Source organism: Sphingomonas sp. BK580, from assembly GCF_014194975.1.
GTDB lineage: Bacteria > Pseudomonadota > Alphaproteobacteria > Sphingomonadales > Sphingomonadaceae > Sphingomonas.
The window spans coordinates 1-21,399 of record NZ_JACIAY010000001.1 but is presented as its reverse complement, the minus strand read 5'-3'; the positions used below and the strand labels follow the sequence as shown (position 1 = coordinate 21,399).

Annotated in this window: 16 protein-coding genes; 4 read left to right on the top strand and 12 right to left on the bottom strand. The window is 67.4% G+C overall.

What is annotated here, in order from left to right:
* Positions 1-130 precede the first annotated feature (130 nt).
* The 3 genes from FHY05_RS00085 to FHY05_RS00075 all read right to left on the bottom strand — a co-directional run bounded on the left by FHY05_RS00085 (position 131) and on the right by FHY05_RS00075 (position 4,387).
* Positions 131-1,753 carry an FAD-binding oxidoreductase gene (locus tag FHY05_RS00085; protein ID WP_183942400.1) on the bottom strand — a complete coding sequence of 541 codons (1,623 nt, stop codon included), beginning with the start codon at positions 1,751-1,753 and terminating at the stop codon, positions 131-133.
* Positions 1,750-2,583: an alpha/beta fold hydrolase gene (locus FHY05_RS00080; RefSeq protein WP_260181063.1), complete on the bottom strand. Its 834-nt coding sequence runs from the start codon at positions 2,581-2,583 to the stop codon at positions 1,750-1,752. The genes FHY05_RS00085 and FHY05_RS00080 overlap by 4 nt, the downstream gene beginning before the upstream one ends.
* Before the next feature lie 484 nt (positions 2,584-3,067).
* Complete coding sequence (locus FHY05_RS00075; protein ID WP_221190925.1) at positions 3,068-4,387, bottom strand: sulfatase; 1,320 nt, start codon at positions 4,385-4,387, stop codon at positions 3,068-3,070.
* A gap of 1,015 nt (positions 4,388-5,402) precedes the next feature.
* Between FHY05_RS00075 and FHY05_RS00065 the strand changes: the two genes are divergently transcribed.
* A complete protein-coding gene (locus tag FHY05_RS00065; RefSeq protein ID WP_183942396.1) occupies positions 5,403-5,729 on the top strand; it encodes a multidrug efflux SMR transporter in 327 nt (108 codons plus the stop codon).
* Here FHY05_RS00065 and FHY05_RS00060 read toward each other — a convergent pair.
* Both FHY05_RS00060 and FHY05_RS00055 read right to left on the bottom strand, forming a co-directional pair.
* Complete coding sequence (locus FHY05_RS00060) at positions 5,701-6,849, bottom strand: MFS transporter (RefSeq protein ID WP_409321551.1); 1,149 nt, start codon at positions 6,847-6,849, stop codon at positions 5,701-5,703. The genes FHY05_RS00065 and FHY05_RS00060 overlap by 29 nt on opposite strands.
* A gap of 32 nt (positions 6,850-6,881) precedes the next feature.
* The gene (locus FHY05_RS00055) at positions 6,882-9,197 is read right to left on the bottom strand and encodes a TonB-dependent receptor (RefSeq protein ID WP_183942394.1); all 2,316 of its coding nucleotides are present in this window, start codon (positions 9,195-9,197) and stop codon (positions 6,882-6,884) included.
* 218 nt (positions 9,198-9,415) lie between these two features.
* Here FHY05_RS00055 and FHY05_RS00050 point away from each other — a divergent pair, with 218 nt between their 5' ends.
* Both FHY05_RS00050 and FHY05_RS00045 read left to right on the top strand, forming a co-directional pair.
* Positions 9,416-10,312: a LysR substrate-binding domain-containing protein gene (locus FHY05_RS00050; RefSeq protein ID WP_221190924.1), complete on the top strand. Its 897-nt coding sequence runs from the start codon at positions 9,416-9,418 to the stop codon at positions 10,310-10,312.
* 11 nt (positions 10,313-10,323) lie between these two features.
* Positions 10,324-11,253, top strand: coding sequence for a TauD/TfdA dioxygenase family protein (locus tag FHY05_RS00045; protein ID WP_409321501.1), 930 nt, complete (start codon positions 10,324-10,326; stop codon positions 11,251-11,253).
* A gap of 121 nt (positions 11,254-11,374) precedes the next feature.
* On the opposite strand, the gene FHY05_RS00040 is transcribed toward FHY05_RS00045, so the two are convergent.
* The 3 genes from FHY05_RS00040 to FHY05_RS00030 all read right to left on the bottom strand — a co-directional run bounded on the left by FHY05_RS00040 (position 11,375) and on the right by FHY05_RS00030 (position 14,909).
* Positions 11,375-12,250 carry a TauD/TfdA family dioxygenase gene (locus tag FHY05_RS00040; protein ID WP_260181061.1) on the bottom strand — a complete coding sequence of 292 codons (876 nt, stop codon included), beginning with the start codon at positions 12,248-12,250 and terminating at the stop codon, positions 11,375-11,377.
* An 83-nt stretch (positions 12,251-12,333) separates the two neighbouring features.
* The gene (locus FHY05_RS00035; RefSeq protein WP_183942391.1) at positions 12,334-13,653 is read right to left on the bottom strand and encodes an LLM class flavin-dependent oxidoreductase; all 1,320 of its coding nucleotides are present in this window, start codon (positions 13,651-13,653) and stop codon (positions 12,334-12,336) included.
* A gap of 77 nt (positions 13,654-13,730) precedes the next feature.
* Entirely contained in the window at positions 13,731-14,909 is a 1,179-nt protein-coding gene (locus tag FHY05_RS00030; protein WP_183942390.1) for a hypothetical protein, read from the bottom strand.
* On the opposite strand from FHY05_RS00030, the gene FHY05_RS00025 reads away from it, so the two are divergent.
* Complete coding sequence (locus tag FHY05_RS00025; protein ID WP_183942389.1) at positions 14,871-15,425, top strand: S1/P1 nuclease; 555 nt, start codon at positions 14,871-14,873, stop codon at positions 15,423-15,425. The genes FHY05_RS00030 and FHY05_RS00025 overlap by 39 nt on opposite strands.
* A gap of 14 nt (positions 15,426-15,439) precedes the next feature.
* Here the strand turns inward: FHY05_RS00025 and FHY05_RS00020 are convergent, their stop codons facing one another.
* The 4 genes from FHY05_RS00020 to FHY05_RS00005 form a co-directional block, all read right to left on the bottom strand.
* Positions 15,440-16,597 carry an SGNH/GDSL hydrolase family protein gene (locus FHY05_RS00020; RefSeq protein WP_183942388.1) on the bottom strand — a complete coding sequence of 386 codons (1,158 nt, stop codon included), beginning with the start codon at positions 16,595-16,597 and terminating at the stop codon, positions 15,440-15,442.
* Positions 16,598-16,611: 14 nt separating this feature from the next.
* Positions 16,612-19,419 carry a TonB-dependent receptor gene (locus FHY05_RS00015; protein WP_183942385.1) on the bottom strand — a complete coding sequence of 936 codons (2,808 nt, stop codon included), beginning with the start codon at positions 19,417-19,419 and terminating at the stop codon, positions 16,612-16,614.
* Between the two features lie 253 nt (positions 19,420-19,672).
* Positions 19,673-20,650, bottom strand: a complete 978-nt coding sequence (locus FHY05_RS00010; RefSeq protein ID WP_183942380.1) for a FecR domain-containing protein — start codon at positions 20,648-20,650, stop codon at positions 19,673-19,675.
* Complete coding sequence (locus tag FHY05_RS00005) at positions 20,595-21,194, bottom strand: RNA polymerase sigma factor (protein WP_183942379.1); 600 nt, start codon at positions 21,192-21,194, stop codon at positions 20,595-20,597. Before FHY05_RS00005 ends, FHY05_RS00010 begins: the two co-directional genes overlap by 56 nt.
* Positions 21,195-21,399: the final 205 nt, after the last annotated feature.

Genomic DNA, 21,399 nt, shown 5'->3' with positions numbered 1-21,399 from the left:
GGCAGGTCGCGGTCGTCGGTGATGCCAACAGGGCGATGCGCGCCATCGTGGCCGCTGGTGGTCAGGTCGTGGAGGTGCGCCGCGGCGCAACGCTGGCGCGCTCCCGCTATCCTGGTTTTGTCCGCCGCCTCTACGCTAACGGAGCTGTGGCGGTGTTCGAGGGCCGGATCGCGGGGGGCTGCTTCTCAAAGGCCGGAGCATAGCGGGCATACCAGGTGTTGCTGAACAGCTCCTGCGGATCCCACTGGCGCTTGGCTGCGAAGAAGCCGCCAATCTCCGGATATGAGCGCGCGAGCTGCTCGGGACTGTAGTGGAGCTGGTAGGGCAGGAAGAAGCGTCCGCCCTGCCGGGCCGTAAGATCGATCAGGTCGCTCGTCAGCTGCCGCATCGCGTCGGTGCCCTTGGGTGTCGTCGGCTGGTTGAGGTAGAGTACGACCGAGAAGGCAGGCGCGGGCGCATAGCTGAGCGCGTTGTCCTCGCGGCCCACCGCCCGTATCGACGCGTTGACGAGATTGGCACTTTCGCGCTGGAAGATCTCGCGCATGCCGTCGATGAAGGGGATGATACGCGCGCGGGGCACGAAATATTCGTGAAGGATGTCGGTTTCCGCCGGCAGATCGTTGAACAGGTAGGCGACGGAGTCGTGCATCGGATCGTTGCGCGCGACCAGGCAGGCCTCGCCGGATCCCTGGGCCTGGCTACGGGTGATCGTGCAGCTCTCGAAGCGATGCTCCAGGTGCTTCTCACTCCACCATTTCACCCGCTTGAACGTGTCATTGCGCTTGGCGAGGTTGACGGTGAGGCGGCGGATCTTGGTCGAGGCGACCTCGCCGAGTGCCGCGCGATCAAGGCTCTGGTCCTCTACATGCTTCGAGTACGTGTAGACGAGCGCCTCCCGCAGCAGGCTGTCAGGCGAGGTGGAGAGATGAACGTAGCTGAGGCCGATGCTCGGGTCGGCTGCGATCCGCTCGAAGGTCGCCGGGAAGGCTCGGTAGTCGATGATCTCGCGCCCGGAGCGATAGACGTCGTTAGGCACCACATCGAGCGTTGCCGAGAGGATCACGCCGAACAGACCATAGCCGCCGACGACGTGACGGAAGAGGTCAGCATTCTCGGTCCGCGAGGCGGTCACGACCTTGCCGTCCGCGAGCATGAGCCGGAGGCTCCTGAGAGAACCCATGACCGCGCCTGCCTGGTGATCCATCCCATGTGCGTTGACGCTGATCGACCCGCCTACCGAAAAGATGTCGGTCGACTGCATGGCTTTGACCGCGAAGCGAGGGTGAAGGGCCATTTGGATCTGGTGCCACGTAGCGCCCGCGCCCACCTCGACAGTGCGGGCCTCCGGATCGAGCCGGATCGCATCCATGCCTCGCATGTCGAGAACGACGCCACCACGCTTGAACGCCTGGCCGCCCATCGAGTGCTTCACGCCCGCGGCCGACACGGTTAGCCCATGTGCGCTGGCGTATCGTAGCGCGGTTTCGACATCTGCGTCGGTGCGTACCCGCACAACGCCCGCCACGGATGTGCGGCTGAGGCAGCTCGCATCGTTGACGTTCCCTCCGCGCTGAGCCCAGTTCGGTTCGCGTGCGTCAGCCGCCCGCGAGTGCGCGTTCGGCAGCTCAGGCAGTACCGAGGCGCAGTCTTTCGGACCTTTCGGGTCAGCTGCGAGCGGCGCGACATAGGCGGTTGCTCCAGCGGCGGCGAGCGCCAGCAGCGAGGCCCCAACCAACAAGTGCTTGCGCGTCACTGGGTAGGCTCCTCAAGCGCGGCGTCCAGCGCCGGTAGGAAGTGGGTCGGATCTTCGATATGAGGCACATGCCCGACGCCGGGCAATCGGGTGATCGGCGCGCGCAACAGCCTCGCCAGCGCGAGCCCCTGCGAGATCGGGGTGACGGTGTCGGCTTCTCCCCAAATTAGCCGTACGGCGGGCTTCAAGCCGAGCAGCGCTTCAGTACGGCGGCTCGGTGCCCCATCATCGGCTGCCAGCAAAGACGGCAACCAGGCTGCGTACGCCGCAGTGGTGCCGGGGCGGCGCATAGGAGCGCGCAGGGTCTCCCGCCATTCCGCGGCCGCCTCCTTGCGCGCGAGCATCGATCGGGACAGCGCGCCGATCGCATGCGGATTGGTGAGCGTTGCCGCGACAAGTGGCTGCGCGATGAAGGGCAGCCGAAGCAATGCGTTGCCGCCTGGCCCGGCGGGATCAAGTTCGCCGAGTGCCCCGTCGATCAGTACCAGACGGGCGACCCTCTTTGGATCAACGAGCGCGAGTTCGGTCGCGGGCCCGGCTCCGAAGCTGTGCGCCACCACGATAGCTGGCATCGGAGATGTCGCCGCCAGAACCGCGCGCAGGCGTGCAGCCTGTGATCTTCGGTCGTATCGGGCGCGAGCATCGTGCTCCGAGTAGCCAAACGGCGGCAAATCCACCGCCACCACGTGGTAGCCGCGTGCGACCAGATGCGCGGTCACGTTCCTCCAGAAGCCGCTCCAGCCTGCTGTTCCGGGTACGATCAGGACGGTTCGCCCGGAACGAGAACCTTGTTCGTCGACTGCTACCTGGCCGAGGGGCGTGTCTATCATTCGAAGCCAGGCGGGAACGTACGGGTCACGCTCCCGTACCCATGCAACTGCGCGGACAACGGCCAAGACGCTCGCTGCCATTAGCAGCAGAAGCACTGACCATCGAAGAACGGCGCGGAGGGACACTCAACCGGTCGTAATTCGATTATCTTACTGAGCCGCTACCGGCACGACAGCGACCATAGAGGAGGTGCACGTCCGCCGCACCAAGTCGCCCTGGAGACGCTCCAGCGCATTGCCGGCGGTCCTCAGCTGCGAGGAGGATCCTCTGGGGCGTTCAAACCGAGCTAAAGTGACCGCTAGGCTTCCACTCAAGCCATCTGGCACCTACGCGAGCCGCTCGGGAAGGCTTAAACACCGAGATGAACAAGCGTCCGAAGGTGGGAGGGCGCCAGGTGGTCCTGAGTGACCGCTTCTGGGTCGAGAGCCCAGCGGTCGGAGAAGCATCCTGACCGCCACGGCAATCTACGATCAACGGCATCGGTTAGTCATGCCCGACATGGCCGTAGGGGTCGTTGAGTTCAGCCAGCCACGGATCTTTCGTCGAACGTCGCATGGCGTGCAGCTTGCCCGCCAGATCCTGCTTGATCGACTGGAGGCTTGGATCGCCGGCGACGTTGACCAGTTCGTCGGGATCGCGGGCAAGGTCGTACAGTTCCTCGGCTGGGCGCTGACGATAGGCTGCCTGTGTGCGGTGCCCAAGCGGGATGGCAGGATCGGCGCTGATTGCCGTCCAGCTGGATGATCCGGCCACGTCGCCCGCGATGGGATACGGCAGGGGGTGCGCGAGGTTGAGGATATAGCTGTGCGAGCGCGTACGGATGGCACGCATCGGATAATATTGGTTGATCTCATGGAATTCGTGGCTCGCGAACACCGCCTCGCGTCCGCTTCCGCTGCTTTGGCCGAGAAGCGGCAGCAGCGAGGTGCCGGGCAGCGGATAGGCAGCGGGCGGTGCGACCCCGGCCCATTCCAGCACGGTCGGGACGATGTCGATCCAGCTCACCAAGGCATCGTTGACCGCCGCTAAGGTTCCAGGCGCACGGATGATGAGGGGCAGGTGAAGGCCCGGGTCGTAAAGATTCGTCTTGGCTCCCGGAAACGGCCGGCCATTGTCGCTCAGGAAGAGGACGAGCGTGTCGTTCGCCCTTCCGCTCTGATCGAGCATGTCGAGCAGCAGGCCGATGCCGCTGTCGAGCCGACTGATAGATTCATAATATTGCGCCAGATCCTGCCGCACCGCCGGCAAATCGGGCAGGTGCGACGGCAGCGGCACGGTGCGGGGATCGTAGACGACGGGCTTCACGTCCGGCCAAGGCCGATCGTTGCCGTAATCCACCGGTGCGCGGTGCGGGTCGCTATAGCCGATGGTGACGAAGAACGGACGGTCGTCGCTCGAGCGGATGAAGCTCGCTGCCGCCACCGCAAGCTCGTGCACATCGCGAATACCTGATCGTTCCGGCACCAGCTCCGCCTCATAGGGGAAGGCGCTGTCGGGACCGACATGCTTCTTGCCGACCAACGCCGTCGCATAGCCGGCGCGACGCAGCGATGCAGGCAGCGTCTCAATCCCCGGCAGCAGCGACTGGTGATGGACGTCGTGCTGGAGTCCATACATCCCGTTCTGATGCGCGTAGAGACCCGTGTTGATGACGGCGCGGCTGGGACTGCACGAGGATACGGCGGCGAAGCCGTTGGTGAAGCGCGTGCCCTGCCGCGCCAGCCGGTCGATCCGAGGCGTGCGGATCGGCACGCCGTAACAGCCGGCATCCAGCCCCTGATCATCGGAGATCAGCAGCAGCACGTTACGCTGTCGTCCACCAGGTATGGTGGCAAGCGCTCCGCCCGAGGTCGCTGCTGCCGCGGCTGCCGCCGCCCTCAATAAGCTACGCCTGTCCATTCGTGCGTCTTCCTTGGTCCCGCACGTCAATAGCCGAGCCGCAGCGCAAATTGATAGGAGCGGCCAAAGATCGAGCGCGCGATCACGGAGCCTGAGTTCGTGGAGGGTGGCCGGACCACATCCTCCACGCGGCCGCGGCGGCGCTGACGACGGGCTCGACTCGCGACGACGCGCCGCGGGTCGGATTACGATTCAGCGAGCACGGCAAGGGGAGAGGACGGCATGACGGCGGAACAGCTGGTGTTGATTGCCTCTGCTGTGAGCCGAGCACCCGAGTGGATCGGTTGAGGTCTGTCTTCCACCAACCCTGCCTTGGCAAAGGGCTGAGGGAGCGCTTTCGAGCGGCATCCTTTTTAGGATTGATATGCGCGCGGTGTCGCTCCCGTCATCGCCTCCGCGTTGTAAAGTGTTCCCTGCTCGCTGCCCCGACGCTTGGGTACGCGCGCGGAACTTCATGTCAGCGGGAGCGCTCAAAGTGCCAGTCGGACGCGGGCACGGAGTAGAAGATGGCTGGGGCCACGTGGGGTGGTGGCCCGACACCGGAGATTGACTGGCGGATGAGCGCCGCGCTGGAGAATGTGCCTAGAGGAAATGACGATCTCGCCGAGGTTACGAGTCTGGACGGCGCCGTGCGAATGTGGCTGACGCTAGACTCTGCTTATCGCGAGGGGGCCGTCCTGACCCCGGAACGTCCGGTGCAAATGAACGGGGCTTTGACACACGTCTTCCATGACGATGCCATTGCTGCGCTAGCCGACCGTCTGTCAGACCTTGGCACGCTAAGAAGCTGACACGATCGCGAACGAGCTCGTGTTCCCGGCAACAACGAAGCGGCGTTGTTGTAAGGGGCGGCTAGGTCCTGTTGCCCCGATGAGATGGCACTCAGCTACTTTCGTCAAGGCTTCGAAAGGGAGTGTAATTGCACTGGTTCTATCTCGCGGGGGCGATTGAATTCGAGATCGTCGCGACCTCGGCGCTGAAGGCGGCGGCCGGCTTCACGCGGCCAATCCCCTCGATCATCGTCATCCTAGGCTACGTCGCCGCCTTCTACTGTTTGTCGGTCGCGCTGCGCGTCATTCCGATGGGCATTGCCTATGCGATCTGGTCGGGCATCGGCATCGTGGTGATCTCGCTCGTCGGCCTGTTGGTGTACCGCCAGCGGCTTGATGGGGCAGCGCTGCTCGGCATCGCCCTGATCCTGGCGGGCACCATAGTGATCAACCTGTTCTCGGGCGCGCGGCATTGAGCGTCGGCTCGGTCGCGGGCGCACGATGGGCGATTGGCACCGCGCAGGCCGCGGCGAGCAGGCAGAAGACCAGGCCGAGCGGTCCCACCGGCGCGTAGCTGCCCAGCACCTGAGCGATGATCCCGGTCAGCAGCGACCCGACCGACGTCATCGTCAGCCACACCGCCGAGCAGAGCACGGGCAGGCGCCCGCTCCGATCGACGCGGTAAGCGATCCCTAGCAACAGCGGGTAACTGACGAACCACGCGACATTATAGGCCCCCAGGGCGACGGCGAAGACCCAGGCTGCGCTGGAGAGCGTGAGCGCGCAGCATGCAGCACCGCAGGCGGCCAGTGCGAGCGCCACCGCCACGTCGCCGCGGATCCGGCCAACGATTGCCGCGAGAATGACGTTGCCGAGCGCGCTGGCGAGGGTCGCGGCGCTTTGATAGCGCCCGAACGTCACCGCGGAGATGCCGATGGCATGGGCGGCTCGCTCCATGAAGGGCCAGATCGCTAGGCTGCCGAAGGTGAACAGCGCCATCGCGAGGAGCACGCGCCGCTCCGCCGCGCTCAGCGGCGTATGGGGCAGCGGCGCGGCGTCGCGCGCGGCAACGGGTCGACCGGGCAGCGCCGATGCCGCGACGGTTAGGACCGCGGACAGCACCGCCAACGCGAGGAACATGCCGGCGACACCGCCTTGCTTGCCGACCAGCGGCAACCCGAGGTTGACCCCCGCGTACAGCAAGGTCTGGCATGTGATTCCGATCGAGATCGCGCGCGCGGGATGGCGCGTCGTGCCCGCGGCTAGGTTTACCGCGGCATTGGCGAGGCCAAAGCCGATCCCGGTGCCGATTCGGCTTAGGAGCAGCAGCTCATATACGCCGCCGAGCGCACCCGCGAATTGCGCGAGGACGACAAGCAGCCCCGCCCAGATCGCCAGCCCACGCGGTCGGATCGTGGTGGCCCGCGGCGCGATCACGAACATGGCCGCGGCGTAGGACAGTGTCTCGGTCATGCTCCAGGCGCCCATGGCGGCAGGGGAGAAGCCGTAGCGGTCGATCAAGCCGCCGATGAGATAGGTGCTGAAATTGTTGCCGATATGCGCCGCGGCTGTCGCGGCACCGATGCCGAGCAGCACCCGCCACGACGACGCCGGGCGCGCCGTGGCGGTCAAAAGCGATAGCTCAGCGAGACGCCCGCGGTGCGCCGCTCGCCCGGGTAGGTGCTGATCGAGCGGTTGAAGAACATGCCGAAGGCGTTGGTGTTATACGCCCGGTCGGTCAGGTTGCGGACCCAGGCGGCCACCTCGACCCCGCTCGGCAGCCGATAGGCGACCGTGGCGTTGCCGAGCCATAGGTCATCCTGGCTGAACGTGTCGCGGACGAGCTGGCGGGTCGAAGCGTCGGCGAGGAAGGGCGCGGGATCGTTGTTGGTGGCGTCGGACCAGACGTGGAAGCGGTAGCGGCTGGTATAGCGCCAGTCGGTGTTGAGCCGCAGCGTGCCCGTGCCCAGCGGGGTCTCGTAGCTCGCGGCCAGGTTGACCGTGTGGCGCGGCGCGCGCTCGAGCGGCTGGCCCGAGAGGTCGAGCGGGGCGCCGCGGTTGATCGGGAAGGGCACCGAAGCGTCGGTGAAATCCTTGTAGCGCGAGTCCTGATAGCCCCAGCCGGCGTTGAGGCTGAGCCCGGCGAGCGGCCGCGCGACCGCCTCGAGCTCGAGCCCGTTGACCCGCGCTGCGGCCGCGTTCTGCGTGCGCGTGCCGGCGTCCTGCAGCACGGTGACCTGCATGTCGTCGAAATCATAGTGGAAGCCGGTCAGGTTGAGCGTCAGCCGCCGATCGAGCAGGTTGGTCTTTATACCAGCCTCGTACGAGGTGAGCGTCTCCGGGTCGTAGACCGAGAGGTCGCCCGGCGTGGCGATATAGGTGTTGTAATTGCCCGAGCGGAAGCCGCGCGCGACGCGCGCGAACAGGTGCGCGGCGTCGGACAGCGCGTAGTCGGCGGACGCATCCCAGGTCAGCTTGCGCCACGCGCGATGCGGTGTGACGGGGGCAAGCGGAGCGCCGCTCTCGTCCACGGAGCGGCCGGCGCGCGTGTCGACGTAGACGATCGTCTCGTCGCGGCTGTCAAAGACGTCGCTCGGGTTGGTCGCATATTCGAAGGCGCGCCCCTCGATCCCCTTGCGCTCCCACGTGTACCGCGCTCCCGCGACGAGCTTGAGCCGCGGCGTCACGCGGTAGCTCAGGCTGGCGAAGCCGGCGAGATTGTCGGTGGTGACGTCGAGATCATAGCCGATGCCGTTCACGCCGAAGTTGGTCGGGCTGTAGAGGCCGAGCTGGCCGAAGCTGTTGGTGCGATCGTGCAGGTAATAGCCGCCGACGATCCAGCCGAGCTGGTCGGTATCGGGCGAGGCGAGGCGAAGTTCGTCGGTGAACGTGTGCGACCCACCGCCGTAGCGCTCGTGGTAGCGCGAGATCGGGTTGGCGTCGTCGTCGGAGTAGATCAGCGAGTCGGCCCATTCGAACGCGGCGATGTTGGTCAGCGTGGCGCCGCCGAGATCGACGTCGAGCTGCGCGTCGAAGCCCGCGCGATGCGCCGAGGTGTCGCCGCGGCCGTTGTTGCTGAGCGCGTCCCGGTCGGCGCGCTCGACATAGCCGTCGCTGTCCGCGCCGCCGGCGAGGATCCCGACGTGCTGGAGCGGCTGATCCTGTCGCGTGCGGCCGCCGTGCCCCTTCACGAGCAGCGTCGCACCCGGCGCCAGCTCCCAGCGCAGCTGCGCGCGCAGGTCCCAGATCTCGTAGCCGCCGGCCTCTCGCCCGGTCGCGTCGTTGACGAACTGCCCGTCGCGATGCTTGTAGACTCCGGCGACGCGGTAGCTGAGGCGCTCGCCGAGCGGCCCTCCCAGGCCCGCTTCGGCCTCGCGCGTGTCGTCGGTGCCGTAGCTGAGCTGCGCCTGGCCCGACGACGTCCCGCCCGGCTTCGTCGTTACATAATGGATCGCGCCCGAGGTGGTGTTCTTGCCCCAGAGCGTGCCCTGCGGGCCGCGGAGCACCTCGACATGGTCGAGGTCGTAGAGCGGGCGGCTGAGACCCGAGGCCGCGCTGATATAGACCTCGTCCTCGTAGACGCCGACCGGCGACGCGGTGGTCGGGGTGAAGTCGTTGGTGCCGATGCCGCGCAGGCGGAAACGCGGCATCGCCGCGCCCATCGCCGACTCGGCGACCAGGTTGGGCGTCTGGCGCGCCAGCGCGATGCCGTCCTTGAGGTGCTGCTCGGCGATCGTGTCGGCATCGACGACGGTGAGCGACAGCGGCACGTCCTGCGCGCGCGCGGCGCGCTTGGTGGCGGTGACGACGACCTCGCCGCCCGTCTCCGCCGACGACGTCACGGCCGCGCGGTCCTCCTCCGCGCCCACGGCAGGGCCAGCGGGTGCGGCCGTCGCCGCCAAGGCCGCGCCGAGCGCGGTGGTGCCGAGAAGCGAGAGCAGCATCTGACGTCCCCCATGTTGCCGGCGCGATCGCGCCGCTGCGCCGCAGAGCCTGGTCGCTGGGCTGAAAGCTGCGCTTCAGCGGGGTGCTTCCATATTCTCTACCAGCTTGGTAGGGATTGGGTAGACTGATCCGACCGAGGCGAGCACCCAAGCGTTTCTTAAGGAGGGTATAAGTGGAGCTTATCGCACCGCGCTTTCACCGCCTTCCGCTGCGGAACATGGCCGTGTTCGAGGCCGCGGCGCGCCACGGTCGTTTCACCGCGGCGGCGAGCGAGCTGGCCATGTCGCAGGCCCGGGTCAGCCAGCAGATCGCCGAGCTGGAAGAAGATCTGGGGGTCGCGCTGTTCGAGCGCGGCGCGCGCGGCGTGCAGCTCACCGCCGCGGGAACCACCCTGCTCGCCGACGTCGAGCAAGGGCTGCGCGCGATCGCGCTGGGGGTCGAGCGGACGCGCCGGCACGCGGGGCGGAAGGTGCTGCAGATCCTGACCGACTTCGGTTTCGCCGCGTGGTGGCTGATGCCGCGGCTGTCCGAGCTGGAGCGGCTGCTGCCGGGTATCGAGGTGCGGATCGCGACGACCCAGGCCGACGTCGCCGCGGCGAGCGACGACTTCGACATCGCGGTCATGTTCGGCCGCGGCGACTGGAGCGGCTATGCCGCGACCCCGCTCTTCCCCGAGGAAGTCTATCCGGTCTGTTCCCCGGCCTATGCGGGGGCGGCCGGCGCGCTGCCGCCGCGCGAGGTCGCGCGACTGCGGCATCTTCACCTCCGCGGCGGCGCGAAGGGACGCTGGTTCACCTGGTCGGACTGGCACGCGGCGCACCACCTGGCGGAAGACCGCCGTGACGACGGCCTCGCCTTCGACAACTTCCAGCTGGTGCTCCAGGCCGCGCTGCTCGGCCGCGGCGTCTGCATCGGCTGGGCGCCGCTGATCGACGACCTGATCGCCGCGGGCGGGCTGGTGCGGCTGACCGACGCGCCGCTGCGCAGCGACCGCGGCTATCACGTCGTGGAGCACCCTGACCGCGGCGCCGACAGCGCGGTCGAGATCGTCCGCGATTGGCTGCTGAGCGCGCGACAGACCGCCCAACCCCATTCCACCATCATGGTAGCCTAGGAGAGATGACGATGACCGAAGGCATCAACCTACCCAACGCGACCGACCCGACGATCCCGCTCCGACTCCGCCCGGTGGCGGGACGAATCGGCGCGGTCGTGGAGGGCGTCAGCCTTTCCGCGGCGCTCGACCAGGTCACCGTCGATCAGCTCCGCCGCGCGCTCTCGCGACACAAGGTCCTGTTCTTCCGCGACCAGCAGCACCTCGACGATACCGCGCATCAGGCGCTCGGCCGGAGGTTCGGTGCGCCGACGACTCACCCGACCGCGCCGGCGCAGGTCGGTGACTTCCTGCTCGAGCTCGACTCCAAGCACGGCGGCAAGTCGAACGTCTGGCATACGGATCTGACCTTCGTCACCAGCTATCCCGCCGCGTCGATCCTGCGCGCGGTGACGATCCCGCCGGTCGGGGGAGACACCGTCTGGGCCAACACCGTTGAGGCCTATGCCCGGATGCCGGCGCCGCTGCGCGCGCTCGCCGACACGTTATGGGCGGTGCACAGCAACGACTATGATTATGCCGCCAACCAGACCGAGCAGGACGCCGACACTGACGCCTATCAGGCGGAGTTCGTCTCGACGGTCTACGAGGCCGAGCACCCGCTCGTCCGGGTGCACCCGCTCACGGGCGAGCGCGCGCTGGTGCTCGGCGCCTTCTTCAAGCGCTTCGTCGGGCTCGGCAGCAGCGAGTCGCGGCGGCTGTTCGACACGTTCCAGGCGCATGTCACGCGGCTCGAGAACACCTGCCGCTGGGCGTGGCGCGAGGGCGATATCGCGATGTGGGACAATCAGGCGACGCAACATTACGCGATCGACGATTATGGCGACCAGCGGCGGATCGTCCGCCGCGTCACCATCCACGGCGAGCCGCCGGTCTCGGTCGACGGGCGCACCAGCCGTCAGCTAAGCCCGGCGCGGCTGCCCGACCTCAAGGTCGCCTGAGCGCCGCGGCGCCGGCCAGGTGATCGAGTCGTAGCTCGATCGATCACCGGACGCCGCTGCTCGGCCGGCGCATCCGCATATCGGCCAGCGCAGCAGATCCGCGGCGGAACCTGCCCGATCGCTATGGCCTCGTTCCCCGGATCGTGACCCGCTCCATGCGGCGGCGTTCCGGCCAATAGTCGGCCACCGGATAGTGCTGGGTCGCGCGATTGTCCCAGATCGCGATCGCGTTCGGCGTCCAGCGGAAGCGCACCTGATACTCCGGCACCTTGAAGCGATCGAGCAGGTGCGCGAGCAGCGCGGCGCCCTCGGCCTCGTCCATGTCGTCGATCCGGCTGGTGAAGCTGGCGTTGACGAACAACACGCGCTCGCCCGACTCAGGATGCGTGCGGACGATCGGATGGTGTTGCGGCGGGAACTCGGCCGCCATCGCGGTGCGCTTCTCCGGCGCGATACGGTCGCCGAAGTCGAACAGAAGGTCGTGCGTCGCGGTCAACCCCTCGATGCGCGACTTCACCTCGTTTGACAGGCCGTCATACGCCGCTGCGGCGTCGGCCCAGAGCGTGTCGCCGCCGATGCTCGGCAAGGTGCGCGCGCGGAGGACGGCGCCCATCGACGGCGCTTCGCGGAAGGTGACGTCCGCGTGCCACTTATCGAGTGTGCGGAAACGCCGGTCGCCGACGTTGTCTTCGACTCGACCGTCGGACCCGCGGATGTCGAGGATCTCTGGATAGCCCGGAACGTGGCCGATCACCGGATGCCCCTCCAGCTCACCCCAGACACGTGCCAGCGCGAGATGCTGCTCGTGCGACAGGTCGAGGTCGCGGATGAACAGCACCTTGTGCCGCGTCAGCAGGGAACGGAGCACCGCCGCGATGTCGGACGACCGCAGGTCATCGACACGCAGACCGGCCAGCTCGGCTCCGAGAACGGGGCCCGACCTCGTGACGGTCATGCCGAGCACCGCCGCTGTCTGATCAGAGTCGTCGAGGGTCATGGAATCTCCCGCTTGGCTCGTGATCGCGAGCCGCCCAAAACAAGACAATCCGATTGGAGACGGGTCTGCCGGCGTGGGCGCGGTCACTCAAAGAAGCGGTTGGCCGGCCGCGACAGGCCGAGGTGATCGCGCAGCGTCGAGCCGACATAGTCGGAGCGAAACAGGCCGCGGCGCTGCAGCTCGGGTACGACCTTGGACGTGAAATCATCGAGGCCTCCAGGCACGAACGGGAACATGACGTTGAAGCCGTCCGAGCCGCGCTCCTCCAGCCACGCCTCCATCTGGTTCGCGATCGTCTCCGCCGTGCCGACGAAGGCGAGCCCAGCGTAGCTCCCCACCTTGGCGGCGAGTTGCCGTATCGTGGCGCCTGTCGCGCGCGCATAGGCGACCATCCGATCGCGCGCCGACTTGCTCGCGTTGCTCTCGGGGATATCGGGTAGCGGGCCATCGGGGTCGAAGGCCGATACGTCATAGTCCAGCGCGATCGAGAGCGACCGTATGCCGCTGTCGTAGTGGACGAGGCTATCCAGCCGGTCACGCTTGAGCTTCGCCTCGGCCGCCGTGTCGCCGACGACGACGAAGGCGGCGGGCAGGATCTTGAGGTCGTCGGGATCGCGTCCAACCGCCGCCATGCGCGCTTTCACGTCCGCGTAGAAGGCGCGCCCGTCGGCGAGCGTGCTCGAGGCGCCGAAGATGACCTCGGCCGTCTCCGCGGCGAGCTGGCGTCCCGCCTCGGACGCGCCGGCCTGGACGATCACCGGCCAGCCCTGCACCGGCCGGGCAATGTTCAGCGGCCCGCGGACGGAGAAGGCAGGCCCCCGATGGTTGAGGACGTGAAGTTTGGCCGGATCGAAGAAGATGCCGCTGTTGACGTCACGCACGAAGGCGTCGTCAGCCCAGCTGTCCCACAGGCCGGTCACGACGTCGTAGAACTCGCGGGCGCGGACGTAGCGGTCCGCGTGGGCGAGATGCTCCTCGTTGCCGAAATTATGCGACGTCTCCGGATTGCCCGTGGTCACAACGTTCCACCCGGCGCGGCCCTCACTCAGGTGGTCGAGCGAGGCGAAGCGCCGGGCGACGTGGAACGGCCCGTCGTAGGTCGTCGAGGCCGTGGCGACCAGGCCGATGCGCTCGGTCACCTGCGACAGCGCGGACAACAGGGTGAACGGCTCGAACGACGTGACGGTATGGCTCCGCTTGAGCGCGTCGGTTGGCATGTTCAAGACCGCGAGGTGATCGGCCATGAAGAAGGCGTCGAACTTGGCCGCCTCGAGCGTGCGGATCAGGCGCTTGAGAGGCGCCAGGTTGAAGTTCGCGTCCGGCCAGGCGCCGGGATAGCGCCACGCTCCGGTATGGATCGATATCGGGCGCAAGAAGGCACCGAGGTGCATCTGTCGCGGCATGGGCTACCTCCTAGCAGCGGCGTACAGCACGCGGAACGCAGTCTTTCTATGAGCGATCGTACCCGAGCTCGCGAGTGCTACCGCGCCGACGTGCTAGCGGGCCCATAAAGCACGCTGTTGAACAGCAGCTTGAAGGTCGAATAGGATTGGGCTCGCTGAGTCACCTCGGGGGCGAGGAGATAGACGTGCCCTCTGCCGTGCTTGGCGTCGACGATCGCGGATGTCCCCTTCAGCAGCTTCTGTCCCCACGCCCAACCCGATCGCAGCGGATCGTCGGACGTGAACCAGCCCACGCTGCGCAGGCTGGCGTCGCCTACGGCAAGCCTGTAGCTCGGATTGTTATAGTAGAAGACGTCCCCCGTCGCCGGCATCCCATAAGCGAGGGGATGGTTCGGGTCGAAGCTTGCTGAGAGGATCGAGCCGGGCACGTAGAACTTGCTGCTGGGCAGCGGAACCTGCTTGCCATTTTTCGGCGTGGACAGGGCGTTCGTGACGGCCAGCCCCAGCTTCGGGCCGATCGTGGTGGCGTTGCCGACCGCGATCACCGTACCGCCCTGGTCGGCGAAGCGGGCCACCTGCGGCAGCGTCTTCTCGTCGCCTAGGCGCCCGAGCATGGTGCGGTACGCTGCCGGTATATCCTTCGCCTCCGGCTGCGGCCGGGGGCGTCTGCCCTCGCGGCCGAAGACGTCGGTCTGGAACAGCAGGACATCGTACTTGCCGCGAAGTCCGCCGCGGTCGAGTTCCTGCGGGTAGACCAGCTTGTAGGGGAACTCGAACTGCTCGAAGATCCACCGCGTCCAGCCCGAGGCCATCGAGCCTCCGTATATATCCACCAGTCCGATCCGTACCGGGCGAAGCCGCACCGTCGGTGCCGTCGGCTTCGCGGCGACGCGGTGCACGGTGATGCCGAGCTCGCTCGCGGCGCTCCCCACCATCCTCGCGGCGCGCGCGGAGGCGGGGATCCATAGCGCGCCCGGCGCCAGCGTTTCACCGTCGAGGGTGACCGGCGCGGTGATCCAGGAGACAGGAAGCTTGGCCTTGAGCAGCCGGTTGGTCAGCCTGAAGCTGTTGTTGGTGGCGTGCGAGACGACATAGCCCGCCGCACCATCGCCGATGACCTGCCCGGCGGGCGGCGCGATGCGGTCACCTTCTACGCCGCAAAGATCGCGCGACTGAACAGCCTTTCGGCTGACGAGCGGCGTGAGGCGCTCAAATATGTGGTCCATCTCGTCGGCGACCTGCACCAGCCGCTGCACGGTTCTGATCCGATCGGCTACAACTACGTGTACCTTCCGAACCAGCCGGGCGATTTCACTATCCCCGATGTCTGGATCTTAAACCCGGTTGAATACGATAAGGGCAATCCACACCATTATTGGCAGATTCATTCGGTGTGGGACCGGAATATCATCAACGACCGCGCGATCGCGAAAGGTTGGATGCATAACTTCGCGCTGTTCGCCGACGATGTCAGTGCGCAGATCGGGACGGGGGTGAGGGTCGACGGCGCCCCGCGCGACTGGGCGGTTGAGAGCCGCGAGTGGGCGCGCGTCTCGATCTACCAGGATCAGGGCTATGTCACCCTGCCGATCTGTGGAGGCCAAGGTAATCCGTCGTGCGACATCGAGCACCGGACCACGCTCGATTATGATTACACGACGCGCAAATACCCGATCGTCGCGACGCGACTTCAGCAGTCTGGTCTGCGGCTCTCCTGTGTCCTGTACAAGGCGCTGACGACGAAGGACCCTTGCAACGTCCCGACAGGATGAGGCGAGGGGCCGCGTCAGTCGAACAATCCAAGCGGTATCGCCGCCGCCATCGCGGCATAGCCCTCATCACCGGGGTGAAGCTTGTCGCCGGAGTCGGCGTCGCTGCGCAGCATGGGAATGTCCTCGCCTGTCGAGACCGCCGCCTCGAAGTCGACCACCGCGTCGAAGGCGCCGCTGGTGCGGATCCAGTGGTTCGTGTCGACGCGCACGCCCTCCAGCGCCGGGGTCATGAGGCGATAGCCCCAGGCCGGCGTCAGCGTGCCGCCGATCACCTTGATCCCGCGCGCGTGAGCCGCGGCGATGACCCTTCGGTACCCGCCGATCAGGTCAGCGGACGTCACCGGCGTCTCGTCTGGCTGCCCGCCGCGCACGATGTCGTTGATGCCCTCGAGCACGATCAGATGCGTCGTGCCGGGCACAGCGGCGACATCGCGCTCGAAGCGGTCGACCGCCGCCACCCCGCGGCCCTCGCGCAACAACCGGTTGCCGCTGATGCCCGCATTGACCACACCGCAGGCGTGACCCGGTGACTTGGCCAGTCGCTCGGCCAGCCGGTCGGGCCAGCCGCGCCGGGCCGGGTCCTGGTTCCGCGCACCCTCGGTGATCGAGTCGCCCAGCGCGACGATCGTGCAGCGCGCGGTGGCGCGCACCGACGCGAGCGTGACGAAGGGGCGATCGCGCGACTCGCTCTCGACGCCGTCCGCGTCGGCGAAGCTGCCGACGAAGCCGGCGTTGCCGGTCACCTGCGTGCTCGGCGCATCGGTGCTGATCGTCACCGCGACGGTGTCGCCCGCGCGGACCGCCAGGGGGACCGGGTCGCTGTCGCGCGCGGAGCCGGCGCCCAATCGGAGCGCAGGGCTGCCGCCGAAACGCAGCCGCGTCGGTGCCGCGGCCCGACCCTCGACGACGACGGTCATGGCGGTGACGCTCATAGGTAGCGAGCGCTCAGGATTGCCGAGCCGCAGCGAGAGTGCGCTCCCGCCCCGTGTGAGCCGCAGCCTATAAAGGAAGCGCCCGGCGGGACGCGTCGGCGGCGTCGCCGCGGTCGCCGGCGAGGGGGCATAGCCCCATGCGCCGGCCCAGCGCGCGTTCGACAGACTCGGCGTCCCGCCGGCGTCGGCGCACAACAGGACGAGCGCCATGGCAAGCGCGACGTGTCGACGGTGGATCATCGCTCTCCCTCTCGTCAGAAGCGGAAGCGGGCCGCGAGCGAGTAGACCCGCCCCTCGTAGTAGACGCGGTCGGTATAGCCGGTGAACGCGAGCGATCCGGCGCCCCAGAAGGCGCGTTGCGGTCGACCGAGCAGGTTTTGCGCGTCGAGCGTCAGCGTGATTGCGTCGGTGAGCTTGTACGCCGTCGAGGCGTCGAGCCGGCTGATCGGGAACCAGTTGAGGTTGGCGGTCGGGTCAGCGAGCACGTAGGAGAGGATGAACCGGCTGCGCACGCTATAGGCGACGCGCGCGCGGAAGCGGCCGTCGTCGTAGAACAGCGACGAGTTGAAGCTGCGCCTCGAGATGCCGGGGATGAGCCCCCTGCTCGCGACATTCGCGCCGGTCTGCGGCAGCACCTGCTCGGTGTCGATGTACGTGAAGTTCGCCGAGGCGCCGAGATTGCGGAGCAGGCCTGGGGCTATGTCGAGGAACGAGCTGACCGAGAGCTCGAAGCCCTTGATGGTGCCCGCACCGCCGTTGAACGGGCGAGTCACGTTGGTCGGCGTCGTGCTGCCAGGCAGCGTCACGCGATCGATGGTATTGATGATGAAGCCGTCGACGTCGCGGTGGAACAGCGCCACGCTGGCCGCGCCGGCGCGCCCGAAATAGCCCTCGAGCGAGACGTCGAGGTTCTCGGACCTGATCGGGCGCAGCGCCGGGTTGCCGCTCGCGACCGCGGTCGCACTGGCACCTCCGGCACTCTCCACCACCGACACGCTCGGGTTCAATTGGGTGAAATCCGGCCGGCTGAAGGTCTTTGTCCAGGCACCCCGCAGCTGAATCTCGGGCGAGAGGTGCGCCACGAGGCTGACGCTCGGGTCGACATCGAGGTAGTTCTGACGCTGGTCGAACGCGACCGCGGTGGTCACCCGGCCGGCTCCGGTGCCGGTGGTGCGCAGCTGTGTGCCGCGGATCGACAACACGGTGTTGACCGCGCGCGCGCCCGCTACGCCGTCGAAAGCGACCCCCGCCAGCGTGAAACCGTACTGCGCTTGACCATAGACCGCGTAGGATCGCTCGGTGCCGCCGAAAGAGGCGGTGGGGCTGAACGCCGGACGCTCGCTGGCAAATGTGGTAGCTTGGCCCGGCAGGGTCGCGACGTAGGCGTTGAGCGCGGCATAGCCCGCGTCTGTGCCGAGCAGTGCCGCCGGATACTGGACCCAGCGCGACGGGACGGTCACGTCGTCGCCGCGGAAGCCGCGGTCGATCGTCTCAGCCGACGCCCCGCCCGGCAGCGCGGAGAGCGGCAGGTTCAGCGCGGAGAGGCTGACCGAGCGTGAGCCCGATTGATAGTCGGTGCTGCGGTCGGTGTAGCGGAACCCGCTCTTAAACGCGCTGACCAGGCCGCCATCGGTGTCGAGCACGAGGTCGCCGCGCCACTGCAGTCCGCGGCTTTTCTGCCGCACCAGCGCGTCGCTGTAGAGGTTGGCCTTGAAGGTGGCGGGGTCCTCGAGATCGGTCGCGCCATCCAGCTGATAGGAGAGGCTACCCCAGCGCGAGTCGCCGTGGAACACGGCGTCGATCGTCTGTGGCGAGCGGAAGGCGAGCTGGACCGCGCGAACGATCTGCTCCTGGTTGGAGCGCGTGTAGGTCAGATTGGTCGACAGCGTCGCACGTCCGGCGTCGTAGCGGACGCCGAACTCCCCCTGTGTCGTGCGAATATCGTTGAGGTTGTAGGAGGAACGCGGTCCGGTCGGGGTGGCCAGCGTGTAACGCGCGCTCTTGACGATATCGGTGCCCGGCACGAGCGTCACGTCGCGCAGCGCCGTTCCCGCCGGGATGACCAGCTCAAGGTCATTGTCAAAATAGGTGTTCTTGTCGTGGATGTGTGTCACGCGCAGATCGAGCCGTAGGTCATCGACCGGCTTCCACTGCAGCTCGCCGGTGAGCACCGGACGCTTGAAGTTGCCGTTGGGGTGCTTGACCAGACTGCGCGTCGGGAAGCGCACCGCGCCGAAGCCCGCGGGAGTGATCGACTGGGTCGCGGTGCTGGTCTGCGGGCCGAAGTTCTCTCGATACGATTCAAGATAGTCGCGGCGGACGTAAGAGGCGTTAAGCAGAACACCGATCTCGCCGATGCCCGTGTGCCAGCGATTGCTGACCAGCAGGTCGCCGTTGTAGAAGAAGCGCTGAGCCTGATCGTCGTAGCTGCCGCGCGCGGTGCCGGCGACCGTCCAGCCCGGCTTGAAGTCGAAGGGCTGGCGCAATTGGATGTCGATCGCGCCGCCGATGCCGCCCTCGATCAGGTCGGGCGTGAGCGCCTTGTAGACGGTGACCGCGCGCAGCAGGTCTGCCGGATAGGTGTTGAGCAGACTGCGGCGCGATGCGCCGACATACGACTCCTGGCCGTTCAAGGTGGTGAGAACCTGGCTGAGGCCGCGCACGGTGATCGCCTGGCCCTCGCCGCGATTGCGGAATACCTGCACGCCGGGCAGGCGCGCCAACGCCTCGGTCGCGCTATTGTCGGGGAGCTGGCCGATATCCTCCGCGGCGACCGTGTCGAGGATCGCGGAGGACTGACGTTTGATCTCGCGCGCCGTCTGCAGACTGGCGCGATATCCTGTGACGACGATGTCCGCGTCGGCGGGCTCACCGGTGTCCGCGAGCGTGGCCGCGTCGTTTCCCGCGTCAGCTCCACGCCGGCGCAGCACGATGCGGGAGCCCTCGTCGGAGGCGATCTCGAGTCCGCTGCCGGTGATCAGACGGCGCAGCGCGGCGCTCGCGTCCATCGTGCCGGAGAGCGGCGTACTACGCCGCTGATCCAGGCCCTCCCCGGGCGCCACGATCTGAACGCCTGCCTGCCGGCTCAAGGCCGCGATCGCGGCGTGGAGCGGCTGCGCAGGGATGTCGAAGGCACGTTGCTGCGCCGTCGCGGAAGACGCGCTCGCGAGAGCGACGGCTGCGGTGCTGCAGCCGAGCAGGTAGGAAGGTCGCATTCTTCTCTGTTCCCCCGAACGGCCGCAATCGTGGCAGCCTCGAGAGGGTAGAGCGTGGAGGTCGCTGCCTCCGCCATGCCGGCGACGAAAAAAATTGCGATCAGCGTGCGAGCCGGATGCCGCCTTGCACGTCGCTGGCGGTCAACCCTTGCGCGAGCGCGGCGGCGCGGGCGAAGCCCATCGGGTCACTCGTCGCGTAGACCCCAGCGACCTTTAAGCGGCCAACCGCGGGATCAGCGATGAGGATGTGGCGGTCGGAGTAGCGCGCATATTCGCGCGCGGCATCGTCCAGCGTCATGCCGGTGAGGTCGATCTCACCGCGCTGCCACAGGCCTGCGCGCTCGACGTCCGCGCTCGACAGTTTATCGAGCCGATCGGCACCATCGCTGCTGATCAGCCGATCGCCCGCTAGAAGCCGGTGTCGTCGGGCCGCACGTTGAACGTCGACGATGCCCTCACGGACGGTCACCAACACCGTCTCTCGCTCCCGGCGCACGATGAAGCTGGTGCCCACGACTCGCACGATCGTTGTTCCGGCCTCGATCACGAAAGGCCGCGCGCGGTCCTTTGCCACGTCGAAGTTCACCTCACCGGCGAGAAGCCGCACACGGCGCTCGACCGGCGCGAAGGCGAGCGCGATCTGAGCGCCCGTGTTCAGCGTCACGGACGATCCATCGTCGAGGGCGGTGCGGCGCTGACTGCCGATCGGTGCGTCGATGCGCGCCTCCGGACGGCGGCGCGAGAGCGCGACCGTGCCGATCAGCGCCGCTGCGAGGGCGCCCCCGGCTCCGCCGATCCAGGCACGGCGAGACACCGCGGGCGGGGCGGTCGGCTCCCCAGCGACATCGGCGTCGAGCGCGCCGAGTGCGGCGGCGCGGTCGAGGTAGGCATTCGCCGCCATGGCTCGGGCGAAGGCGCCCGCATGTCGCACGTCCGCGCTCGCCCAGGCGTTCAGCTCGGCTTCCTCGGTGACGGACAGCGCGCCCGCGTCGACGCGAAGCGCCCAGCGCGCCGCCACCTCGTCAAGCGAGCTCGGCGTCGCGGTCTTCGTCATCGGATCGGGCGGCACCTGGGTCACGCGGACTAGATGACCGAAGCTGCCCACTTCCGCCACGCCCAATCGCATCCGTCAGGCGCGCCAATGCCTTGACCATATGCTTCTCGACGGTGCTCTCGGCGATGCCCAGTCGTTCCGCGGTCGCCCGCTGTGACAGGCCGTGGAACTTGCGCAGCGTGAACACCTCGCGACAGCGCGCCGGCAGCGCCGCGATCAGCTTCGCGACATGGGTCAGTTCCTGACGATCCGCCGCGACGCGCTCGGGCGAGGGGAGATCGGCCGGCACTTCCAGCAGCTCGACACTGATCTGTGCGTCGATCGCGACGATCCGCGCTCGGCGTAGCGTGCGCAATACGACCGACTTGGCGACCTGGAAGAGGTAGGTTCGCGGATCCACGATATGGTCAACGCGATCTAGCGCCGCGAGGATCGCGTAGCTCTCCTGGACGACATCTTCGACGTCCATGCCGATGGCGGGTCGACGCGCGAGCCAGAGCCGCAGCGCCGCCTCGTTCGGAAAGATATGGCGTCCTAGCCACGCCGCCCGGTCGCGCGAGATCGTCATGGCAGCGCCGCTACCGCGCACATGTGACAGTATGGCGATGGTGGAGGCTTGTGAGGCCACGTTACCTTAACGGACGTCCGTTTCCAGGGAGCCACACTCGAAACGGTGAATGACCGTGTGTGGACGCCCCTTCGGATGCAAGAGGGTGTTGAAGAGATTTTAGCGCGGGTTCAGGTGCTTCCGTGTGTCCGGCCTGTCGATGCAG